Consider the following 20,946-nt stretch of genomic DNA (forward strand, 5'->3'; position numbering starts at 1 on the left):
GGTCACTCCCGCACGCCCAGATCCTCCCGCATGACCCGCCGCATGGCGCTCAGCCGGGGCTCGGCCGCCTTCAGGTCCAGCAGCGCCTGCTGTGCGCTCTCCCCCTCCCGGGCCCGGCCCCGGTCGAGGCGCTTGGCGACGGCGTCCATGCCCGCGAGCACCTCGTTGACGGACCGCGAGGCATCCAGGATCCGCTCCGGCACCACCATCTGTGCCTCGGCGTACCGGTCTCGGTAGTCGCGGCGGGCCTCCTCCAGCTGCTCGCGCTCCTGGTCGCCGTAGACGTCGTCGCGCAGCCGGTGCAGGGCGTCCTTCAGCAGTGTGTGGAACTGCCGGGAGGCCCGGTTCATGGCGGTGTAGGCATCCCGCCGCTCCTCGAACGCCCGCCGCCTCTCCTCCCGTTCGGTCTGTTCGGCACGCTGCCGTTCGGTGAGCCGGTGGCTGAGGACGGGCGCGAAGAGGGTGCCGAGAACGCCGACGACGGCGGTGACGGTGGTGGCGAGGGCGTCGGTCATGACGGGATGCTATGCAAAGGCCGACGCCTGCTCCCCGTCAGCCCTGGTACGGCGGCGCCGCCCCCCACGTCCACCGCGGGACCGGCTGTTCCGCCGGTGGCTTCGCGTCGGGGCCCGAGAAGTACACGGCCAGTCGTGTGCCCCACTCGACGTACGCGAGGAACGCCGAGCGGAACTCGGCGTCCGTCGGCAGGTCCGCCTCGTCCGCCGCGTCCTGGATCAGGTTCACCCAGCGGCGGCGCTGTGGCTCGGTGATGCCCCGGCCCATGTGCTTGGCGACCATGTGCCCGTGCCCGCCCTGGGTCTCGGAGTAGGCGGGCGGGCCGCCGAACACCTCGGCGAGCCAGAGGGCGACGTGCTGGGCGTGCTCGGGGTCGAGGCCCGCGAAGACGGGCGCGAGGAGCTCGTCCGCGAGGACCTTCTCGTAGAAGACCGCCGTCAGCCGGGCGAAGGCCTCCGCGCCGCCCGCCCACGTGTACAGCGTGGGGACGGCGGAGCCCGTGCCGCGGACCGTGGTCGGCTTGTAGTGCCGCATCTCCTCTATGGACGGGACGAACGGCCGGATCTCGGCGAGGAAGTCCTCGAACAGCTCCGACTTCCGGAAGCCTTCGAGGTGGTCCTCGGTCGAGGTCCAGGTGATGCGCAGGATGTAGTGCTCGAAGTCCTCCTCGCAGCGGTCCAGTTCGAAGTCGACGCACTGGGGCGCCGCGGCCAGCAGGGCGGCGGCCTTGGTGTAGGCGGACAGGAACTCCGCCGACTGCTCTTCGGGAATGCGGTACCGGATGTACTCGACGGTCTGTGCAGTCATGCGCCCACACAAACACGAGAGGCCTGCCGGAGGCTTCACCTCCGGCAGGCCTTTCGCTCAGCGCTCAATCAGCCCGCGTCCTACTTCCCGTAGTACGCGTTGTAGATCGAGATCGTCGACTTGTTGCCCTTCTTGTCGGCGATCTTGGCGTGGAAGGAGATGGCCTTGTCCTTCGCCGGGTTCTTCACGGTGATCTTGCCGTTCTTCACGGTGACCTTCTTCCAGGTCTTGCCGTAGTCGTACGACACGTACACCGCGAGCGACTTCAGGTTGGAGCCCTTGGCCGCGCCCTCGACGGTGACCGGGATCGACACCGTCTTGCCCGCCGCGACCTTGCTGTCCAGGCCCGTCTTGGCGTTGAAGCGGGCCATGGAGGCCGGCAGCTTGGCCACGTCGCCGGTCGGCTTCTTCGAGCGGAAGGTCCAGCTCGCGTCGATCCGGGTGGAGGCGGCCGCGACCTTGACGCTCCGCTTGACCGAGGTGGTCAGCTTGTACTGGGCGTCACCGGCCGGGACCTTGAACACCGTCTCGCCGAACAGCGGGTCGGCGCTGGTGCCGACCTTGGTGCCGTTGCGGTACAGCGAGGTGGCGACCGAGGTGAAGTCCGACGAACCGGCGTGCCCGGCCCCGTCGGCGAACAGCGGCACCATTCCGTAGATGCCGTTGCCCTCGCGGAAGAGCCCGTAGTCCGCGTTCAGGTGCGGGCCGAAGACCGCGGTGTTGAAGGTCTTCGTGTACTTCTTGCCCGCCTTGAAGGTCTGCGGGGCGCCCAGCGTGTAGAACGCGTCGATGACCGGGAAGCCGTCCGCGTCCTTGCCGGCGTACTGCTCGAAGTCGAAGGTCCACTGGATCTTGTCGGCCGTCGAGAGGTACAGCGTGCGCGCACCCGGCAGCTTCTGCTCCACCGGGAGACCGATGACCACGTCCTCGGGGAAGAGACCCCAGGTGACGAGCCCGCCGGACTTGCCGGAGGCGGCGGCACCGAGGTTGTTCTTCACCGTGGCGAGTTCGCTCGCCTTGAAGTGCCGGACCTTGTCGCCCTGGATCTTCTTGACCTTGGCGGTGGTGGCCACGTCGTACTCGGCGCTCGCGCCCTTGGTCCACTGGCCGTTCCAGGTCTGGGTGAGACCGGTGGCGGCCTCCGGACCCATGTGGGCCATCCGCAGGTCGGCGAAGGACTTGAGGCCGACGCCGATGCCGATGCCCGCCGGCGCGTAGAAGTAGTTGCTCATCGCGCCGGTCTGCTTGGCCTGCGCGTCGGGCACCGTGATGTCGGCCGACTTGGTCTTGCGCGCGTCGATCGTCACCGAGGTGTCCTTGGTGACGTTCAGCTTCGGCTGGACCAGCCAGTCGAGGCCGCCCTCCAGGTTCACGAAGTCCTTCGCGATCCAGGCGTCCAGCAGGTACGCGCCCTTGGGCACCCGCATGGTCGTGGTGCCGGAGGCGGTCACCGGGACCTGGTAGCCCCGGCCGTTGCCCAGGCCCGAGTAGCCGAGGAGCAGGGTGTTGTAGCCGTCGGTCGGCTGCCCGTCCCGGCCGAGGTGCTTGACGGTGACGTCGTACGACTGGACCTCACGGTTGACGGCAGCGGCCGTACGGACGCTCTGGCCGCCGCCGGTCGCCGTCACGTACGCGGAGTACGCGCCGTCGAGTGTGCCGCCCAGCTTGGTGTTGACGGTGACGTCCACGGACGCCGTGCCGCCGGCCGGGACGGTCACCTTGGCCGCGGCGAGCTTGAAGAAGCCCGCGGGAGCGGCCTGGCCCTTGGGGTTGGTGGCGGTCGCGGACAGGGTGAGCGTGACGTCCTTGGTGCCGAGGTTGCGGTACGTCAGCGGCTTGGTGTCCGGCTTGTCGTCGGTGTGCGGCCACTGCTGCGTGCCGAAGCTCACCGACACCGGTTCGGCGATGACGGTCTGCTTGATGGCCTTGTCGACCTGGATACGGCCCGAACCCTGCTGGAACGGGGTGTACTTGCCGCCCTTGGTGGAGGCGGTCAGCGCGCCCTTCAGCTCGGCGTACGTCCAGTCCGGGTGCTGCTGCTTGAGGATCGCGGCGGCACCGGCCACGTGCGGGGTCGCCATCGACGTGCCGGAGATGGACAGGTAGCCGGCCGGCTTCTCGCCGACCTCCTGCTCGATGGCGCTGCCCTTGGCGGACGCGGCCGTGATGTCCACGCCCGGGGCGGTGACGTCCGGCTTGATCGCGCCGTCGCCGGTCCGCGGGCCGGTGGAGGAGAAGTCGGCGAGCTTGTCCTTGTCGTCGACGGCGCCGACGGTGAGCGCGGCGTCCGCGCTGCCCGGCGAACCGACCGACTCCGGACCGGAGTTGCCGGCCGCGATCGCGAAGAGGATGCCCTTGTCGGCGGACAGCTTGTTGACCGCCGCCTCCAGCGGGTCGACCTCGGGGGTGTCCATGCCGCCGAGGCTGAGGTTGACGACGTCGGCGCCCTCCGCGGCCGCCCACTCCATGCCGGCGAGGATGCCGGAGTCGTCGCCGGAGCCGGTGTCGTCGAGGACCTTGCCGCTGATGATGTCGGCGCCGGGCGCCACACCCTTGAGCTTGCCGCCGGACTTGGCGCCGGTGCCCGCCGCGATGGACGCAACGTGCGTGCCGTGCCCGACGTGGTCCTTGTTGTCGGTGGACGTCGAGAAGTTCTTGGCCTCGATCACCTGGTCCTTGAGGTCCGGGTGGGTCGCGTCGACACCCGTGTCCAGGACGGCGATCTTGACGCCCTTGCCGTCGTAGCCGGCCGACCACGCCTTGGGGGCGCCGATCTGCGGCACGGACTTGTCGAGGCTGGCCTTGCGGACGCCGTCGAGCCAGACGTGCGCGATGCCGGAGGCGGTCTTGTCGCCGTTGGTGACCGCGTCCCACAGGTCCGGCGCGTCTTCGTGCGGGGTCTGCACCGCATCGGCGTTCAGGGTCTTGAGGGTCTGCCGCAGAGTGCCCGCGTCGCGGACCTCGCTCTTGGTGGCGGCCGCGGCTCCCTTGTAGCCGACGATGACCTTCAGGCCGTTCTTCTGGGAGGTGCGGGTCGCCGACTTGTTGAGCTCGGTGATGTCGAAGAGCCGCTGGTCGAGTTTGCCGGTGGCGACCAGTCGGGCCGCGTCGGCCGGAATCACGAGGGTGTGTCCGTCGGCCTTGCGGATCTGGACGGGTATGTGCTCCCGCCCCTTCGCCCGCTCCAGGCCCACGACGCGGCCCTTGGTGTCGACGGAGACGCGGTCACCCGTGATCAGGGTGATGCGGTGGTGGGACGTGAGCTGGGCAGCGCCGGTCGAGCGCTGCTCGGGCTTCGCCGACGCCGGGCTGGTCATGCCCGCCGCCAGAGCGACGGCCGCTGCCGTGGCTATCGTGGCCGCGCATGCTCTTTTCACTTGTCTGCGCAAGTTTCCCCCTTGCAGAAGTACCGGGTGAATTCCCCGTTCACCCGGCCGGGGGAGGTCTCGCACGCATACCCGTGCACCCCCCGGAACTCGCAGTATGCCGGGGGGTGATCAGGCACCTCAATAGACAGGCACCTGGCAGGAAGGCTCTGTTACACGATCGTCGGGTAAGCGAATGTCTCCGGCCATTTCCGAATTTCGCCGCCGCGGTTCGCCGTTACGAGACGGCGTTCTCCTTCACCGTGATCTTCCCCTTGCGGATGGTGGCAAGACGCGGGGCCTTCTTCGCGATCGCGGAGTCGTGGGTGACCATGATGAAAGTCAGCCCGAGCTCCTTCCACATGGTCTCGAGCACGTCCATGATCTCGTCGCGCATCGACTCGTCGAGATTTCCGGTGGGTTCGTCGGCCAGCAGTACCTTCGGCTGCTTGACCAGGGCGCGGGCGATGGCGACGCGCTGTTGCTGGCCGCCGGACATCTCGCCCGGCAGATGCCCGAGCCGCTCGCCGAGCCCGACCGACTTCAGTGCCTCGGCGGCCCGTTCGCGCCGCTCCTTCCCCTTCACACCGAGCGGGACGAGGGCGGTCTCGACGTTCTCCTGCGCGGTGAGCGTCGGGATCAGGTTGAAGCTCTGGAAGACGAAGCCGATGTTCTCGCTGCGCACTTTGGTGAGCCGGGCCTCGGACAGCTTGGCCATGTCCGTGCCGTCGAGCACGACTTCACCGGACGTCGGCCGGTCGAGGCCGCCGAGCATCTGGAGCAGCGTGGACTTGCCGCCGCCGGTGGGGCCTTGGATGACCAAGCGGTCGCCGTCGGCGATCGTGAGATCCACACCGTCGAGTGCGTCGACGGTTTCCTTGCCTCGGCTGTAGCGCTTGGTGACGCCTTTGAGTTCGTACATGGTGGGTGCTCCTGGGGTGGGTGAGGGAGTTGTCGATTCCGCGTAGCTGCGGGCAGCCGTGCCAGGGGCGACGGCACCCCGCAGGCGTGCGTAGCTGCGGGCAGTCGTGCCGCTGGGGCGATGGGGGTCCCCCCGCTCGAGCGAAGTCGAGAGTGGGGGAGGGTGGGCGCAGCGGCACCCCGTCGGCGCAGGCAAGCGCACCCACCCTGAGCCCCAGCCGACGTCGGCTACTCGACGCGCCGAAGCGCATCAGCCGGCCGCAGCCGAGAAGCCCGCCAGCCGCCGAACGCGCCCGCGATCAGCCCACCCGCCACTGCGAGCCCCACCGCGACGCCGATGGTCGTCGGACTGACCGGCGCGGTGAGCGTGACGTCGAGCGTCCGAGCCGCGGCCTGCCGACCCCCACCGAAGCCACCTCCGGGACCGCCACCGAAGCCGCCACCGCCCCCACCGCCGCCCAACTGCGCCTGCAGCGTCGGGCTGACGGCCGTGACGACGTACGCGCCCGCCAGCCCCAGCGCGATGCCCAGCGCACCGCCGACCAGGCCGTTGACCATCGCCTCGCCGACGACCTGCCGGGTCACCCGCCCCGACTTCCAGCCCAGCGCCTTCAGCGTGCCGAACTCGCGCACCCGGCGCGAGACGGCCGAGGAGGTCAGCAGACCGGCGACCAGGAACGCGGCGATGAGCACCGCGATCGACAGCCACTTGCCGACGCTGGTGGCGAGGGAGGAGGCCGTGGAGAGGGATCCGGACACCGTGTCCGCGAGGTCCGCGGAGGTCGTCACCGTCGTACCCGAGACGTTCTTCTGGATGGCCGACTTGACGCTGTCGATCTTCTGGGAGTCGGTCGCCCGGACGTAGACCGTCGTGACCTTGTCCTTCGAGTCGCTGAGCGTCTGCGCCTGCGTCAGCGGGATGTAGACGTTGGCCGCCGCGTCACCGCTGTCGGCCGTGGCGACGCCGATCACCTTGTACTTGACGCTCTTGATGGTGACGGTGCTGCCGACCTTGAGCTTCTTCTCCTTGGCGTACGCCGAGTCGACGACGGCCACCTTGGCGTCGGTCTCCGACGACGTGAACGTACGACCGCTGGTGATCTTCGAGGAGGTCAGCGGGCCGAGGGCCGGCTCGGTGACGTCGGTGCCGTAGACCGAGTAGTTGTTGACGTCGAAGTTGGCGCCGCCGCCCCGGACTTCGCCCTGCGGCTGGCCCGTTCCGCCGCCCTGGCCGCCGGGGGTGCCCTGCCGGTCGCCGCCCTCGCCGTTCTGCTGGAACTGCCCGCGGGTGAACTCGCCGCTGACCTTGATGACTTGGAGGCTGAGGCCGCCCACCGCTCCCGAGACGCCGGTCTGCTGGCCGACCTTGGTGACGGTCGCGGTGGAGAGGGTCTCGAAGCCCTGCACCAGGACGCGGTCGGTGCTCTGCTCCGCCCCGGAGTCGTTGTCCTGGGCGTCGAACCGGAAGCGTGGCCGGTCGGAGGCACTGGCCTGCGGCTGGGCCGCCTTGGTGACGGTCATGTCCGTGCCCAGGCCGTAGAGGGACTGGAGGACCTTGTCCTGGGCCTTGCCCATGCCGGAGGACACGGAGTTGACCACGATGACCAGCGCGATACCCAGCGCGAGTCCGGAGGCGACGACGAGGGCCGCTTTTCTGCGGCGGCGCAGCTCGCGCCTCAGGTAGGTGAAGAACATGGCCGCAAAGTAGGTACGGCGCGTGATGAAGGGATGGGGCTGGCATAAGAGAAGCATGAGAAGGCTGTGCCTGGCCCCGGAAACACCGATGCCGCCCCTGGGGGGCGGCATCGGAAAGCTGTGAACTCCGGGTCGGTCAGACCTCCGAACCGGCCTTCCAGTCGGCCCAGCTCATGTTCCAGCCGTTCAGACCGTTGTCCGGCGAGACCGTCTTGTCGCCGGTGTTCTGGACGACCACGACGTCACCGATGATCGAGTTGTTGTAGAACCACGCGCCCGGCGTGTTCGGGTCGTCGGCGCCCTTCGCGTCCGACAGGCCCACGCAGCCGTGACTGGTGTTCACACTGCCGAAGATGGACTTGGCGCCCCAGTAGTTGCCGTGCACGAAGGTGCCGGACGTGGTGAGACGCATGGCGTGCGGCACGTCCTTGATGTCGTACTCGCCCTTGCCGTCGTCGTCGGTGAAGCCGACCGTCGCGCCGTTCATCCGGGTCTCCTTGAACTTCTCGGAGATCACCATCTGGCCCTCGTACGTCTTGTTGTCGGGCGCACCGGCCGAGATCGGGATGGTCTTGACGGTCTTGCCGTCCTGCGTGATCTTCATCTGCTTGGTCTTGGCGTCGACGTACGTGACCTGGTTGCGGCCGATCTTGAAGGTCACCGTCTTCTGCTGGACGCCGTAGACACCGTTCGCACCCTCGACACCGTCCAGCGCGAGCTTCAGCGTGACGGTGGAGTTCTCCTGCCAGTAGTCGTCGGGCCGGCAGTCCATGCGGTTGGCGTTGAACCAGTGGCAGACGACTTCCTGGCCGCTGGTGGAGGAGACGGTGATGCCCTTCTGGACGGCCGCCTTGTTGGTGATCGCCTTGTCGAAGTTGATCGACACGGGCATCCCGACACCGACGGTGGTGCCGTCGTCCGGCGTGAAGTTGCCGATGAAGCTGTTGGTCGGGGAGACCGTGGTGAACGAGGCGTTCTCGTGGGCGACGCGCCCGTCCGAGTCCTTCGCCTCCGCCGTCAGCTTGTAGGTGGTGGACCGCTCCAGCTGGACGCTGGGCTTCCAGCTCAGCTTGTCCGCGGATATCTCACCGCTGACCGCGGTGCCGTCCGCGGTCGTCATCGCCACGTCGGTGAGCGTCCCCTTGCTCACGGTGACGGCTGCGGAGTTGTTGATGGAGGCGTTGTCCGAACCGTCCTTGGGCGTGATCTTGATCTGGGCCTCGGAGGTCTTCTCGGCCGCGGCCTCGTCGACCTTGGCCTGTGAGGTGTCCTTGCCGCCGTCGCTCCCGGAGGCGTCGCCGCCGCCACTGGAACACGCCGAGAGCACCAGCACACCGCCGAGCAGTGCGGACGCGACCGTCAGGCCCCTGCGCCGCCTACTGTTGGTCATCACACGCTTCTCCATCGTTGCCGAATCCCCAAAAGCCCGAGAGTCCCCGTCAAGAACTTCAACGCTACGACCGGTTCGTCCCGTTCCACATTCATTGCAGGTGTGGGGCACACCACGTTCCCGGAGGCGGGTGGTGTGGTGGTCGGTGCGTGCGCCCCATGAGACGACGAAACCCCGAACAGCGGTTGCCGCCCGGGGTCACGATTTCCCCAAGGAACGTCAGCCGACCCGCTCGTTCTCCTGGTCGTCCTCGACTTCGAGGTCGTCCCCGGCCTCGCTGTCGTCGTCGAACGCGTCGTCGCCGTCGTCGCCGTCGTCGTCTTCTTCGTCGACATCATCCTCGTCCAGGCCCCAGTCGGGCGAATCCGGATCATGGTCGATCCGCTCGCTGGACCAGGATGCCTGGGCGAGTTCGACCCCCGGGATCTCGCTGACCAGGTCGAACGGGTCGACGAGATACGCGAGAGCCTCCGCGGTGTCCTCCGTCACAGCGCTCTCGGCGTGTGCCCGTTCGTCGGCCGGCAGGTCGGGGTCGTCCGCGATCCGCTCCAGCGCGGCCTCGGTGACGGCTCCGGCGTCGTCGACCTCGAGAATCAGATCGACGCGAAGCCGTACAAAACGTGATGTCTCAGGAGTGTTCATGCCCGGAGCGTAAGGCTCATTTCTCCCGTGACTTTCCCGTGACCCGCACCTTTCACTAACATCGCCCCACACGGCCAATTCGCCAGCGCCACAAGGGGATCGATATTCCGTGTCACCCGCTCGACGTTCGTTGCTGACCGCCACCGCCGCGGGGACCCTTCTGGGCGCCCTGTGGTTCGTCCCCTCCGCCAACGCGACGGGGGACCAGCCGGCCAGAACGGAGCCCTCGGCGCCCCCGACGTCGCAGGTCACGACCCAGGCACGGGCCATGGCCACGGACACCAGCAGCACGACCGGTGACGCCACCCGGCTCGCCGACACCGGCAGCTTCGACACCACGCCGTACGTCGCCGGCGGGACCCTCTGCCTGGCGCTGGGCGCCGGGTTCGTGGTCTATTCGGTGCGTCGGGAACGCCTGGGCTTTTAAACCGACTTGACGCGTTCTTGGGGAAACCTTCATAGTCCGCTCATGAAGAGATCATCGGGCGCGCGCATAGGCGCCACGGTTACCGTGAGCGTGCTGTCGCTCGCCCTCATCACGGGCTGCTCCGACGACACGTCGGACGACTCCAAGGGTTCCGCCGACTCCGGGTCCTCGTCGTCCTCGTCGCCGACCACGGCCGCGAAGGCGTACAGCGCGGCGGAGCTGGAGAAGTTGCTGCTCGCGCAGGGCGAGATCAAGGGGTACAAGGTCACCTCCGGCGACGACACGCTGCCGAAGTCCAAGAGCGTGCTGAAGAACATCGACAAGGCCGAGTGCGAGCCCGTCGCCTACGCCATGGCCGCGCTGCCGCCGGGCGACACGGACGCGAGCGCGAGCAACACCGTCACCGAGGACGCCCCGACGGACACCGCCTCCGCGGGCGACTTCGCCGAGGCCTTCAACCTCACCGCGACCTACGTGGGTCTCTCCTCGTACGAGGGCGACGGCGCGGAGAAGGCCTTCAAGGCCGTCTCCGACGGGGTCACGGCCTGCTCCGGCGGGTTCGGTTTCACCGCCGACGGCACGGACACGAAGATCACCAAGATCACCTCCGAGAAGGCCTCGGGCGCCGGTGACGAGTCGGTGGCGTTCGCCGTGGACTCCGGGGCGGAGGGCGAGTCGGGCACCTTCCACACCGAGGTGGTGCGGCACGGCAGCACCATCGCCACGTACTACTCGGTGAACTTCGCCGCGCTCACGACCGGCAAGGCCTACGACATCCCGGCCGCCGTGATCGACGCGCAGGGCGCCAAACTCAAGTGACCACCCGGGCCCCGTCGGTCGGCGGACCGGCGGGGCCCCGTGCTGTCCCGCGCCTTCTACCGCAGCGGCCCGGTGACCGTCTCCGCCGCCGCCACCAGGTGCCCGGCGCGCACGAAGGCGTCCGCCGCGGCGAGGTCGGGCGCCAGGAAGCGGTCCGGACCAGGACCTGCGACTCCCGCGGCCCGTGCGGCGTCGATGACCGCCCGCGACGCCGGCGCCGGGCTCAGGCCCTCACGCAGCTCGACGGCGCGGGTGGCGGCGTACAGCTCGATGGCGACGACCCGGGTGAGGTTGTCGACGGCCGTGCGCAGCTTCCGGGCGGCCGACCAGCCCATGGAGACGTGGTCCTCCTGCATCGCGGAGGACGGGATCGAGTCCGCGGACGCCGGTACGGCGAGCCGCTTCATCTCGCTGACCAGCGCCGCCTGCGTGTACTGGGCGATCATCAGCCCGGAGTCGACGCCCGGGTCGTCGGCCAGGAACGGCGGCAGGCCGTGGCTGCGGTTCTTGTCGAGCAGCCGGTCGGTGCGGCGCTCGGCGATGGAGGCGAGGTCGGCGGCGGCGATGGCCAGGAAGTCGAGGACGTAGGCGACCGGGGCGCCGTGGAAGTTGCCGTTGGACTCGACACGTCCGTCGGGCAGGACGACGGGATTGTCGACGGCGGAGGCCAGTTCGCGCTCGGCGACGAGGCGGGCGTGCGCCATGGTGTCGCGGCCCGCTCCCGCGACCTGCGGGGCGCAGCGCACCGAATAGGCGTCCTGGACGCGGGGCGCGTCGTCCTGGTGGTGGCCGGTGAGTTCCGAACCCTTCAGCACGGCCAGCATGTTGGCGGCGCTGGCGCCCTGCCCCGGGTGCGGGCGGATGGCGTGCAGTTCGGGGGCGAGGACCTTGTCGGTGCCGAGCAGGCCCTCCAGGGAGAGGGCGGCGGTGATGTCGGCGGACTTGTAGAGGGTGTCCAGGTCGGCGAGGGCCATGACCAGCATGCCGAGCATGCCGTCGGTGCCGTTGAGGAGGGCGAGGCCCTCCTTCTCGCGCAGTTCGACGGGTGCGATGCCGTGCTCGGCGAGGAGTTCACCGGCGGGGCGTACGACGCCGTCCGGGCCCTCGGCGTCGCCCTCGCCCATGAGTGTGAGGGCGCAGTGGGACAGCGGGGCCAGGTCGCCTGAGCAGCCGAGGGAGCCGTACTCGTGGACGACCGGGGTGATGCCGGAGTTCAGGACGTCGGCCATGGTCTGCGCGACCTCGGGGCGTACGCCCGTGTGTCCCGAGCAGATGGTCTTGAGGCGCAGGAACATCAGGGCCCGTACGACCTCACGCTCGACCCGCGGGCCCATGCCGGCGGCGTGCGAGCGGACGATGTTGCGTTGCAGCTGGGCCCGCAGCTCCGGGCTGATGTGCCGGGTCGCCAGGGCGCCGAAGCCGGTGCTCACGCCGTAGACGGGGTCGGGCTTGGCCGCCAGCGCGTCCACGATGCCGCGGGCGGCGGCGAGGGCCGCGACCGCCTCGTCGGAGAGCTCGACCCGGGCGCCGGCGCGCGCCACGGCGAGGACGTCGGACGCGGTGACCCCGGAAGTCCCCACCACCACAGTGTGCATATCCATATTCAGGAGCGTACGCAGTGAATTCTCAGATGTCACCAGTGGGGGCTGGGTTCGCCCCTTACCGATGGGTCACACTTCAGCGACGCCCTCGGAAGCGGCGCCGCTCGGCGGTCGGCTGCTCACCGGCGGGCTCGTCGGCCAGTCGTACGACGGGATCGTCGGGGCCCGCACGCCCGGCCACGACCGGACGGGTGGAGCGCTCGGCCTTGGCCTGGTACTGGGCGGCGTCGGCGAGCCGGAACAGTCGGCGGGCGGAGTGCACCGGCCCGATGGGGTCCTCGGTGGAGGCGACCCCGCAGGCGACCCCCTCCCCGAGCTCCAGCTCGGCCGCCCGGCGGCACAGCTCGTCGGCCGCCTTGACGACCTCGTCGGCGGCCGGTCCGACCGCGAGCAGGCAGAACTCGTCCCCGCCCAGGCGGGCGGCGAGCGCGCCGGGGAGCATGGCACCGCAGAGGGAGAGAACCGAGCCGAAGCGTTCGAGGAGGCGGTCGCCGACGGCGTGCCCGCGGGTGTCGTTGACGCGCTTGAGCCCGTTGATGTCGCAGACGACGAGACTGACGACCGCCCCGTCCCTGCGGTGCCGCTCGACGGCCTCGTCCAGGCGGGAGTCGACGGCCCTGCGGTTGGCCAGGCCGGTCAGCGCGTCGGTGAACGCCAGCCGCCGCACCTCCTCCAGCCGCTCGGTCTGGGCGATGCCCGCGGCGACGACGGAGGCCAGGACGGTGGCGAAATCGGCGTCCTCGCGGTCGAAGACGGGGGCGCGGACAGGACGGGCGACATACAGCTCGCCCCAGGCCCGGCCGTGCAGCACGATCGGCGCGACGACGCAGCAGCCGCGGCCGCGGCGGCGCAGGGCGGCGACCCGCCGATGGACGTAACCGGGGCGGCGCCCGGCGGCGGGGCCTTCCGCGGTCTCCACCCAGGCGTTGGGCTCACCGCCCCCGGCCCACCGCTCGTGCAGGAACTCGGTGATCTCGGCGAACTGGTGCACCGGGTAGGCCTCGGCGTCCGGGAACTCCTCCTCGTCCTCGGCCCGCTCCCCCACGTTCACCAGCACCCGCAGCCGGCCGAGCTCCCGCTCCCACACGGACAACGCGGCGAAACTGCCCCCGAGCGCCCGGTACGCCCCGCTCGCGGCAGCCCACCACACCTCCCGCGAGCTGTGCGCGGCGGCCATGCCCTGAGCCAACGCGACGACGCCCGCGAGCCGACTGTCCTCACCCATCACTCCAGGCTAGGCAGTTTTGGGGCGAACCGGGCGTTGTATGCGGCGGTGGGGTGACCGGGGTTCGGCGGACGGGGTCGGCGGACGGAGGCCCGTGACCGGTTCGACGGACGGAGGCCCGTGACCCGGTTCGACGGACGGAGGCCGGTGACCGGTTCGACGGACGGAGGCCCGTGACCCGGTTCGACGGACGGAGGCCGGTGACCGGTTTCGGTGACCGTGGGCGATGACCAACCCGGCACCGGCGCGGGCGCCCCCTGAGAGCTCCGTCCCCGGACCCCCGAACCATGCCGTCGAGAGGTGCACCACCGGGCGAGGGCCACCCTTGTCCGACCGGACCGGGTGGTGGGTGAGCCCGGGCCGGGGTTCCAGGGCGCAGCACCCCCTGGGACCCAGGGCGAGGCGCGGTGCCTCTACTCCCCCGGCCAAGAAGGACGCCGCTTCTCGTTGAACGCCGCCACCCCCTCCGCCCGGTCCCCCGAGAACGCCACCGCCCGCCACGCCGCGTCCTCGACCTCCAGGCCGGCCCGCAGATCCAGCCCCTGCCCGAGCCGCAACGCCTTCTTCGCCGCCCGCAGCCCCACCGGCGAGTTCCCCGCGATGCGGGACGCCAGCGCCAGGGCCTCTTCGCGGTCCTGCCCCTCCCCCGCCAGCACATCGACGAGCCCAAGGGAGGCCGCTTCCTCGGCCTCCACCCGCCGGGCCGTGAAGATCAGCTCGGCCGCGCGGGCCGCCCCCACCCGCCGCGGCAGCAGCTGCGTGCCGCCGCCTCCGGGGATCACGCCGACCGACACCTCCGGCAGCCCCACCACAGCCGTGCGGTCCGCGACGATCAGGTCGCAGGCGAGCGCCAGCTCGAAGCCGCCGCCCAGGGCGAACCCGTGCACGGCCGCGATCGTCGGTACCGGCAGTTCCAGGACGCCGGTGTACGCGCCGCGTGCCACCGGCCGCTGCCGCAGCAGATCCGCGTCGCTGAAGGAGTTCCGCTCCTTCAGGTCGGCCCCGACGCAGAAGGCCCGCTCATGGGTCGAGGTCAGCACGACCACGCGTACGTCACGGTCCGCGCCCAGCGCCGCACAGGCACCGGCGAGCGAGCGGGCCATCTCCGTCGAGACCGCGTTCATGGCCTTGGGCCGGTCCAGGGCCAGCTCCGCGACATGCCCGTCCGCGTGCCGCCGTACCCGCACGAACTCCCCGAACTGCTCCTCGCCCATGACACCCTCCCGGTTAACGACGGTTAACATCCGTGCTCCGATCATCGCAGGCGAGCCCCGCACGGGAAAGGGCCGACCGGTTCCCGCCTCCCCGCCCGACACCCCGTTCGAGTGACATCACGCCCAACTCGCGCCGCACCGCCCAAGGGAGCGCATAACGTGCGTCCGCCACAGCGCGCAGGGGGCGCGGGCGCACGGGGAGGGGTCACGATGACGACGACGGGCACGCCGGCGGCGAAGACGGGGAGAGGCGGCGCGGAGGACGCGGCGACCGTACTGCCGGAGTCGTACGGCACCGGAACCCGGCCCTGGAGTCCCCGCGGCCGGCACCGCCGCCCCCGGCCCCGCAAGGTGCTGCTCGCGGCGGGCGGCCTGGCCCTGGTGGCGGGTGCGCTGAGCCTCGTACGGCTGACCCCCGATGCGGGCGTGGACGAACTCGCCACCACGGAGGCCGAGCCCCGCGTGGACCAGGAGGCCGGCGCGGACCGGGCGACCAACGCCGCCGCCACCGTCGCGGCCGTCGTCCCCGGGGCGAGCCCGACGGCGACCACCGTGATGGGCGGTCCGAGCGCGCTGCCCACGCCGGGAGTGTCCCTCGCCCCCAGCTCGGCGGTGGAGTCCTCCCGGCCTGCGTCCACGACGATCCCGGAGGCGCCGGACCCGACCCGCACGGCAGCTCCCACCACCGCACCCCGGCCCTCCACGTCCACCGGTACACCCCCGCAGCCCGCCCCGACACCCACGCCGAGCAGGGCCACGACGCCCCCGGCCCCGCAGCCGGACCAGCCGGACCGCCCGGACCAGCCCGGCCTGTGCGTGCCGGTCATCGCCGTGTGTGTGGACACGCCGGCCGCCCGGCTCGGCTGAGAGGGACTACGGCTGCCCCATCCGCCGGGTCAGCAGCCACGGTTCGACCACGCCGAGTCCGCGCACCGGCCGCTGCCACATCGGCTGCAGGGCGAAGCGGTACGTCGGCGGCTCCTCGCCCTCCTTCTCGGCGGCCGCCGCGGCCTCGGCCGCCTCCGCCTCGGAGGCCGGCGCGTCGCCGGTGCGGATCAGCTCCTCGGCGAAGGCACTGTCGACGAGGACGGCGTCGCGCGGGGCTATCGACGTCAGCCGGGAGGCGAGGTTCACCGTCGTACCGAAAACATCGCCCATACGGGTGGCGACCGTGCCGAAGGCGATGCCGACGCGCAGCTCCGGCATGGTCTCGTCGTTCGCCATGGTCTCGATGAGCCGGAGCGCGATCTCGGCGGCGACGCCGGCGTCGTCCGCCGCGTACAGCACCTCGTCGCCGAGCGTCTTGACCAGCCGCCCGCCACGCGCGGCGACCAGGTCGGCGGCCGTGGTCTCGAAGGCCTCGACGAGTTCGCCGAGTTCCTCCTCCTCCATACGGCGGGTCAGCCGCGTGAACCCGACGAGGTCGGCGAAGCCGACGGCGAGGCGCCGGTCGACCATCTCCTCGTCGTCGGCCGTCTGGACGACCCGGCCCGCCGAGGCGGCGAGCTGGCGGCGCCAGACGTAGACGAGGAACTCCTCCAGCTCGGGCAGGAGCAGCTCGATGATCGGATACGTCACCTCGGTACGGGTCATACCGGGCTCGGGCGGCTCGGTCAGCCCCTCCAGGAACGAGTCGATCTGCCACTCCGCCAACCGGGCGGTGGTCTGCCCCGTGGAGCGCGCCACCTGCACGGCCATCGCCTCGCTCAGCAGCCCCGCCTCCACGAGACCGGAGAGCCGGCGCAGCGCGAGCACGTCGGCCTCCGTGAGCGCCTTGGCCTGCCCGATGTCGGCGAAGCCCATGGCCCGCCAGAAGCGGGTGGCCAGCTCCACCGAGACGCCCGCGCTGCGGGCCGCCTGGAAGGGGGTGTAGCGCCGCTCGGCGCCCAGGATGAGCTGTTCGATGCGCAGGGCGAGCGGGTCATCGCCGGACTCGGCGGCTTGGGGGTCCCCCTGCTCGAGCGAAGCCGAGAGTGGTGGAGGGTCCGCCCGGCCGTCCGCGTCCGCGCCGGAGCCCGTGTCGTCGACGGTCACGCCTGCTGCCCTTCCGATCTGCCGCGGTCAGTTCTCGACCGGCCTTCACTTTACGGCAGGTGTGCGGTAGCTCACTCCTTCGCTCCGCCAGGCGGAGCCGGGGAGAGAGTGGGTGGTTCGTGTCAGGGGGTTCCCGCGGGTCGTGCGCGGCCGGCCTCGCCCACGCGGCCGAGCCGCACATCGACACGGCCCCGAGCACCCGGCCGGGTACAGCTCACGCGGGTCGCAAGTGCACGATGTCTCCCGCTCCCACCGGCTCCTGCACGCCCTCTTCCGTGGCGATCACCAGCCGCCCGTCGCCGTCCACCGCCACCGCCTCGCCGACCACCGACCGATCCCCCGGCAGCTCCGCCCGCACCGTCCGCCCGAGCGTGGCGCACCCCGCCGCATACGTCTCCTGCAGCCCGCTCGCCGTCGGGTCGCCCCCGGCCGCCCGCCAGCGCCCGTACCAGTCCTCCAGGGACCGCAGCACGCCCCGCAGCAGCGGATCCCGGTCCGTGCTCACCGCCCCGGCCAGCGCCAGCGACCCGGCCTGCGGCACCGGCAGCTCGTCCGCGCGGAGAGTGACGTTGATGCCGACGCCGACGACCACCCCGTCGTCCCCGGCCCGCTCGGCGAGGATGCCGCCGGCCTTGCGTTCCTCTCCCGCCACGGTCACCAGCAGGTCGTTCGGCCACTTGAGTGCCGTGTCGACGCCCGCCACCCGCGACAGCCCCGTCGCCACCGCGACACCGGTGAGCAGCGGCAGCCAGCCCCAGCGGGCCACCGGGACCTCGGTCGGCCGCAGCAGGACGGAGAAGAAGAGGCCCGAACGGGCCGGTGCGGTCCACTGCCGGTCGAGGCGGCCCCGCCCGGCGGTCTGCTCCTCGGCCACGAGGACCGCGCCCTCGGCCGCCTTGCCGGAGTCGGCCAGCGCCACCAGGTCGTGGTTGGTCGATCCGGTGCGCTGTACGACCTCGACGCCGGTCCACAGACCGTCCTCCCGCACCAGTGCTCTGCGCAAGGCGGCACCGTTGAGCGGCGGGCGGTCCAGGTCGGACCAACGGCTGTCGTCTGAGGCATCTCGCGGCGTCATGCAAGCCACCCTAGGTGTGGTAAACACCGCACTGCTGTTTCCTGGGCACGCACTACTCTACGGATGAGTAACCGTCCCCCCTTTTGAGCAGGCAGGGAGCCGCATCCCGATGTCCGAGCCGGAAGAGCGTCACGAGATCCCAGGGATCGACATTCACACCACCGCGGGCAAGCTCGCGGACCTCCAGCGACGCATCGAGGAAGCGACGCACGCCGGCTCCGCACGCGCCGTCGAAAAGCAGCACGCCAAGGGCAAGTTGACGGCACGGGAGCGGATCGAGCTCCTGCTCGACGAGGACTCCTTCGTGGAGCTCGACGAGTTCGCCCGGCACCGCTCCACCAACTTCGGCCTGGACAAGAACCGCCCCTACGGCGACGGCGTGGTCACCGGTTACGGAACCGTCGACGGCCGCCCCGTCGCCGTGTTCTCCCAGGACTTCACCGTTTTCGGCGGTGCGCTGGGCGAGGTCTACGGTCAGAAGATCGTCAAGGTGATGGACTTCGCGCTGAAGACGGGCTGCCCGGTCATCGGGATCAACGACTCCGGTGGCGCCCGCATCCAGGAAGGCGTCGCCTCCCTCGGCGCGTACGGCGAGATCTTCCGCCGCAACACCCACGCCTCCGGTGTGATCCCGCAGATCAGCCTGGTGGTCGGCCCGTGCGCGGGGGGCGCGGTCTACTCGCCCGCGATCACCGACTTCACCGTCATGGTCGACCAGACCTCGCACATGTTCATCACCGGCCCGGACGTCATCAAGACGGTCACCGGCGAGGACGTCGGCATGGAGGAGCTGGGCGGCGCCCGCACCCACAACTCCGCCTCGGGTGTCGCGCATCACATGGCCGGGGACGAGAAGGACGCCATCGAGTACGTCAAGCAGCTGCTGTCGTACCTGCCGTCCAACAACCTCAGCGAGGCCCCGGCCTTCCCCGAGGAGGCGGACCTGGCCGTCACCGACGAGGACCGCGAGCTGGACACGATCGTGCCGGACAGCGCGAACCAGCCGTACGACATGCACACGGTGATCGAACACGTCCTGGACGACGCCGAGTTCTTCGAGACGCAGCCGCTGTTCGCCCCGAACATCCTCACCGGCTTCGGCCGCGTCGAGGGCCGCCCCGTCGGCATCGTCGCCAACCAGCCGATGCAGTACGCCGGCTGCCTCGACATCAAGGCCAGCGAGAAGGCCGCCCGCTTCGTGCGCACCTGCGACGCCTTCAACGTCCCGGTGATCACCTTCGTGGACGTCCCGGGCTTCCTGCCCGGCGTCGACCAGGAGCACGACGGCATCATCCGCCGCGGCGCCAAGCTGATCTACGCGTACGCGGAGGCGACGGTCCCGCTGATCACGGTGATCACGCGGAAGGCCTTCGGCGGCGCCTACGACGTCATGGGCTCCAAGCACCTCGGGGCGGACCTCAACCTCGCCTGGCCGACCGCCCAGATCGCCGTGATGGGCGCCCAGGGCGCGGTCAACATCCTGCACCGCCGGACCATCGCCGAGGCGGAGGCCGCCGGAGACCTGGAGGCGACCCGGGCCCGGCTCATCCAGGAGTACGAGGACGCCCTCCTCAACCCCTACATCGCGGCCGAGCGCGGCTACATCGACTCCGTGATCATGCCGTCCGACACCCGCCGGCACGTCGTACGCGGCCTGCGTCAGCTGCGCACGAAGCGGGAATCCCTGCCCCCGAAGAAGCACGGCAACATCCCCCTCTAGGAGCCGCCATGACGATCAAGGTCGTACGGGGCAATCCCACCCCCGAGGAGCTGGCCGCCGCTCTGGCGGTGGTCCGCGCCCGCGCCGCGGCGGCGGCGGAAGCCCCGCCCGGCGCGCCCACCCCACGGGATGCCTGGTCGGACCCGTCGCGCATCGCGGCACACCGGCTTCCGGAGCCGGGCCCGACGGCTTGGAGCCGCACCTACTGGCCGGGGTGAGGAAACGCCCTCAGGGGCGCCGGGCACTGCGCGACCGGCCCCACGCACCCGCGGCTACAGACAACGCGCGACGACTTCGGCCATCACCGCGTACCCCTCGTCATTGGGGTGCAGGTGATCGCCGAAGTCGTACGCCGGCCGCAGCCGGTCCGGATCCGCCGGATCGGCCAGGGCACGCCGCAGATCCGCCACCGCGTCGTACTCCCCCGCGCACCGGATCCACTCGTCGACCTCGTGGCTGACCTTGGCCGCGTGCTCGCCCCAGTGGTCCGACCCCCCGAACGGCAGCAGGGTGCAGCCGATCACCCGAAGCCCTCGCCTCTTCCCCTGCCGGATCAGCTCCCGGTGGCCGGCGACGACTTCCTCCGCCTCCACCACCGGCGCCGGCCGGTACGTCGGCTGCTCGTCGGTCTCGCTGAACCCGATGTCGTTCAGCCCGATCAGCACGGCCAGCGTGTCCACCCCCGCAAGCTCCAGCACATCGCGCCGCAGCCGGTGGACGCCCTTCTCCCCGTACCACGCGGAGTCGTTGAGCAGCAGGTTCCCGCCGATCCCGGCGTTCAGTACCGGCCGCCCCGTACGCCCCGCCAGCGCGTCCGACCAGCGGCGGTCGGTTCCGGGCGTCGATCCGAAGCCGTCGGTGATCGAGTCACCGAAGAGGGCTATGCCGTCGGTGCGGCCGGCGTCGACCTCGACCGCGGACAGGAAGTACCAGGACTCGCTCGTCGCGTCGAACCCGTCCCCGCCCGCGTCCGCGAGCAGGTCCCCCTCTCCCCGGTAGCTGGTCGTGAAGGCCTGGGCGTGGAAGGTCGCCGGCCCGGTCGTGGTGTCGAAGTACAGGGTGACCGCCACCGACTCCCCGGGCGCCACCGCGAGTTCGGCGGCGTCACTGAGGGCGTGCCCGCGCGCCTGGAGCCTCACGTCGTACGCCCCGTGGAAGGTCAGCCGCGTCAGTGAGTCCACCGCGGCCTCGGCGACCGTACGGCCGACCGTGGCGCCGGCCACCCGCAGCGCAGACGTGCCGTAGGCGTTCGACAGCCGGATCCGGAGCCTGCCGCCGCCCGCGGTGAGCCGCACGGCCTGACGGACGGACTGGCGCCAGAAACCCTCCCGGGACCAGTTGGGGGTGAAGCCCTCGGCGGGCGGCTGGGGTGAAGCGGTCCAGGCAGCTGTGAACATGGCGCAACCCTTCCAAACGGGACTGAAGTTCCTTTAGATTAACGGAACAGCAGACCCGTTTGTCGAGGGGGCCGAAGTTGAGTACGCGTACTCAGGCG

General features: G+C 70.7%; 18 protein-coding genes. 5 read left to right on the forward strand and 13 right to left on the reverse strand.

Annotated elements, in window-relative coordinates; all coding sequences use genetic code 11:
- Window positions 1–2: 2 nt before the first annotated feature.
- The 7 genes from ACFWWR_RS09375 to ACFWWR_RS09405 all read right to left on the reverse strand — a co-directional run bounded on the left by ACFWWR_RS09375 (window position 3) and on the right by ACFWWR_RS09405 (window position 9,336).
- Window positions 3–515, reverse strand: coding sequence for a hypothetical protein (locus ACFWWR_RS09375; RefSeq protein ID WP_383857852.1), 513 nt, complete (start codon window positions 513–515; stop codon window positions 3–5).
- Window positions 516–552: 37 nt separating this feature from the next.
- The gene (locus ACFWWR_RS09380) at window positions 553–1,323 is read right to left on the reverse strand and encodes a group II truncated hemoglobin (protein WP_384302662.1); all 771 of its coding nucleotides are present in this window, start codon (window positions 1,321–1,323) and stop codon (window positions 553–555) included.
- Window positions 1,324–1,403: 80 nt separating this feature from the next.
- Window positions 1,404–4,640 carry a S8 family serine peptidase gene (locus ACFWWR_RS09385; RefSeq protein WP_384302664.1) on the reverse strand — a complete coding sequence of 1,079 codons (3,237 nt, stop codon included), beginning with the start codon at window positions 4,638–4,640 and terminating at the stop codon, window positions 1,404–1,406.
- A 286-nt stretch (window positions 4,641–4,926) separates the two neighbouring features.
- Complete coding sequence (locus tag ACFWWR_RS09390; RefSeq protein WP_383857844.1) at window positions 4,927–5,610, reverse strand: ABC transporter ATP-binding protein; 684 nt, start codon at window positions 5,608–5,610, stop codon at window positions 4,927–4,929.
- A 227-nt stretch (window positions 5,611–5,837) separates the two neighbouring features.
- Window positions 5,838–7,304 carry an ABC transporter permease gene (locus ACFWWR_RS09395; RefSeq protein WP_383857841.1) on the reverse strand — a complete coding sequence of 489 codons (1,467 nt, stop codon included), beginning with the start codon at window positions 7,302–7,304 and terminating at the stop codon, window positions 5,838–5,840.
- A 136-nt stretch (window positions 7,305–7,440) separates the two neighbouring features.
- Window positions 7,441–8,694, reverse strand: a complete 1,254-nt coding sequence (locus ACFWWR_RS09400) for an Ig-like domain-containing protein (protein WP_383857838.1) — start codon at window positions 8,692–8,694, stop codon at window positions 7,441–7,443.
- Window positions 8,695–8,913: 219 nt separating this feature from the next.
- On the reverse strand, window positions 8,914–9,336 hold the full coding sequence (locus tag ACFWWR_RS09405; protein ID WP_384302666.1) for a hypothetical protein: 423 nt from the start codon (window positions 9,334–9,336) through the stop codon (window positions 8,914–8,916).
- Window positions 9,337–9,445: 109 nt separating this feature from the next.
- Between ACFWWR_RS09405 and ACFWWR_RS09410 the strand changes: the two genes are divergently transcribed.
- Window positions 9,446–9,763 (forward strand): LAETG motif-containing sortase-dependent surface protein, encoded by a 318-nt coding sequence (locus ACFWWR_RS09410; protein ID WP_383857832.1) that lies wholly within the window; start codon window positions 9,446–9,448, stop codon window positions 9,761–9,763.
- Between the two features lie 42 nt (window positions 9,764–9,805).
- Entirely contained in the window at window positions 9,806–10,582 is a 777-nt protein-coding gene (locus ACFWWR_RS09415) for a hypothetical protein (protein WP_384302668.1), read from the forward strand.
- 56 nt (window positions 10,583–10,638) lie between these two features.
- Here ACFWWR_RS09415 and hutH read toward each other — a convergent pair whose 3' ends face one another.
- From hutH to ACFWWR_RS09430, 3 genes are all read right to left on the reverse strand, one after another.
- Window positions 10,639–12,177, reverse strand: a complete 1,539-nt coding sequence (hutH, locus tag ACFWWR_RS09420) for a histidine ammonia-lyase (protein ID WP_384302757.1) — start codon at window positions 12,175–12,177, stop codon at window positions 10,639–10,641.
- 82 nt (window positions 12,178–12,259) lie between these two features.
- Entirely contained in the window at window positions 12,260–13,408 is a 1,149-nt protein-coding gene (locus ACFWWR_RS09425; protein WP_383857826.1) for a diguanylate cyclase domain-containing protein, read from the reverse strand.
- Between the two features lie 413 nt (window positions 13,409–13,821).
- The gene (locus tag ACFWWR_RS09430) at window positions 13,822–14,622 is read right to left on the reverse strand and encodes an enoyl-CoA hydratase/isomerase family protein (protein ID WP_383857823.1); all 801 of its coding nucleotides are present in this window, start codon (window positions 14,620–14,622) and stop codon (window positions 13,822–13,824) included.
- Window positions 14,623–14,832: 210 nt separating this feature from the next.
- Between ACFWWR_RS09430 and ACFWWR_RS09435 the strand changes: the two genes are divergently transcribed.
- Window positions 14,833–15,489, forward strand: coding sequence for a hypothetical protein (locus tag ACFWWR_RS09435; RefSeq protein ID WP_384302670.1), 657 nt, complete (start codon window positions 14,833–14,835; stop codon window positions 15,487–15,489).
- A gap of 6 nt (window positions 15,490–15,495) precedes the next feature.
- On the opposite strand, the gene ACFWWR_RS09440 is transcribed toward ACFWWR_RS09435, so the two are convergent.
- Complete coding sequence (locus tag ACFWWR_RS09440; RefSeq protein ID WP_383857819.1) at window positions 15,496–16,656, reverse strand: adenylate/guanylate cyclase domain-containing protein; 1,161 nt, start codon at window positions 16,654–16,656, stop codon at window positions 15,496–15,498.
- Between the two features lie 214 nt (window positions 16,657–16,870).
- Window positions 16,871–17,731: a biotin--[acetyl-CoA-carboxylase] ligase gene (locus ACFWWR_RS09445; protein ID WP_383857817.1), complete on the reverse strand. Its 861-nt coding sequence runs from the start codon at window positions 17,729–17,731 to the stop codon at window positions 16,871–16,873.
- 109 nt (window positions 17,732–17,840) lie between these two features.
- Here ACFWWR_RS09445 and ACFWWR_RS09450 point away from each other — a divergent pair, with 109 nt between their 5' ends.
- Together ACFWWR_RS09450 and ACFWWR_RS09455 are read left to right on the forward strand one after the other, a co-directional pair.
- Window positions 17,841–19,451 (forward strand): acyl-CoA carboxylase subunit beta, encoded by a 1,611-nt coding sequence (locus ACFWWR_RS09450; protein ID WP_383857815.1) that lies wholly within the window; start codon window positions 17,841–17,843, stop codon window positions 19,449–19,451.
- Between the two features lie 8 nt (window positions 19,452–19,459).
- A complete protein-coding gene (locus ACFWWR_RS09455; protein ID WP_217241341.1) occupies window positions 19,460–19,669 on the forward strand; it encodes an acyl-CoA carboxylase epsilon subunit in 210 nt (69 codons plus the stop codon).
- 54 nt (window positions 19,670–19,723) lie between these two features.
- On the opposite strand, the gene ACFWWR_RS09460 is transcribed toward ACFWWR_RS09455, so the two are convergent.
- The gene (locus tag ACFWWR_RS09460; protein ID WP_384302672.1) at window positions 19,724–20,848 is read right to left on the reverse strand and encodes an SGNH/GDSL hydrolase family protein; all 1,125 of its coding nucleotides are present in this window, start codon (window positions 20,846–20,848) and stop codon (window positions 19,724–19,726) included.
- Window positions 20,849–20,946: the final 98 nt, after the last annotated feature.

This window comes from Streptomyces sp. NPDC058678 (assembly GCF_042714835.1).
Lineage (GTDB): Bacteria > Actinomycetota > Actinomycetes > Streptomycetales > Streptomycetaceae > Streptomyces.

Coding starts and splice junctions, on each gene's coding strand:
- ACFWWR_RS09375 (WP_383857852.1), bottom strand. CDS start 515: ATGACCGACGCCCTCGCCACCACCGTCACCGCCGTCGTCGGCGTTCTC.
- ACFWWR_RS09380 (WP_384302662.1), bottom strand. CDS start 1,323: ATGACTGCACAGACCGTCGAGTACATCCGGTACCGCATTCCCGAAGAG.
- ACFWWR_RS09385 (WP_384302664.1), bottom strand. CDS start 4,640: ATGACCAGCCCGGCGTCGGCGAAGCCCGAGCAGCGCTCGACCGGCGCT.
- ACFWWR_RS09390 (WP_383857844.1), bottom strand. CDS start 5,610: ATGTACGAACTCAAAGGCGTCACCAAGCGCTACAGCCGAGGCAAGGAA.
- ACFWWR_RS09395 (WP_383857841.1), bottom strand. CDS start 7,304: ATGTTCTTCACCTACCTGAGGCGCGAGCTGCGCCGCCGCAGAAAAGCG.
- ACFWWR_RS09400 (WP_383857838.1), bottom strand. CDS start 8,694: ATGACCAACAGTAGGCGGCGCAGGGGCCTGACGGTCGCGTCCGCACTG.
- ACFWWR_RS09405 (WP_384302666.1), bottom strand. CDS start 9,336: ATGAACACTCCTGAGACATCACGTTTTGTACGGCTTCGCGTCGATCTG.
- ACFWWR_RS09415 (WP_384302668.1), top strand. CDS start 9,806: ATGAAGAGATCATCGGGCGCGCGCATAGGCGCCACGGTTACCGTGAGC.
- hutH (WP_384302757.1), bottom strand. CDS start 12,177: ATGCACACTGTGGTGGTGGGGACTTCCGGGGTCACCGCGTCCGACGTC.
- ACFWWR_RS09425 (WP_383857826.1), bottom strand. CDS start 13,408: ATGGGTGAGGACAGTCGGCTCGCGGGCGTCGTCGCGTTGGCTCAGGGC.
- ACFWWR_RS09430 (WP_383857823.1), bottom strand. CDS start 14,622: ATGGGCGAGGAGCAGTTCGGGGAGTTCGTGCGGGTACGGCGGCACGCG.
- ACFWWR_RS09435 (WP_384302670.1), top strand. CDS start 14,833: ATGACGACGACGGGCACGCCGGCGGCGAAGACGGGGAGAGGCGGCGCG.
- ACFWWR_RS09445 (WP_383857817.1), bottom strand. CDS start 17,731: ATGACGCCGCGAGATGCCTCAGACGACAGCCGTTGGTCCGACCTGGAC.
- ACFWWR_RS09450 (WP_383857815.1), top strand. CDS start 17,841: ATGTCCGAGCCGGAAGAGCGTCACGAGATCCCAGGGATCGACATTCAC.
- ACFWWR_RS09455 (WP_217241341.1), top strand. CDS start 19,460: ATGACGATCAAGGTCGTACGGGGCAATCCCACCCCCGAGGAGCTGGCC.
- ACFWWR_RS09460 (WP_384302672.1), bottom strand. CDS start 20,848: ATGTTCACAGCTGCCTGGACCGCTTCACCCCAGCCGCCCGCCGAGGGC.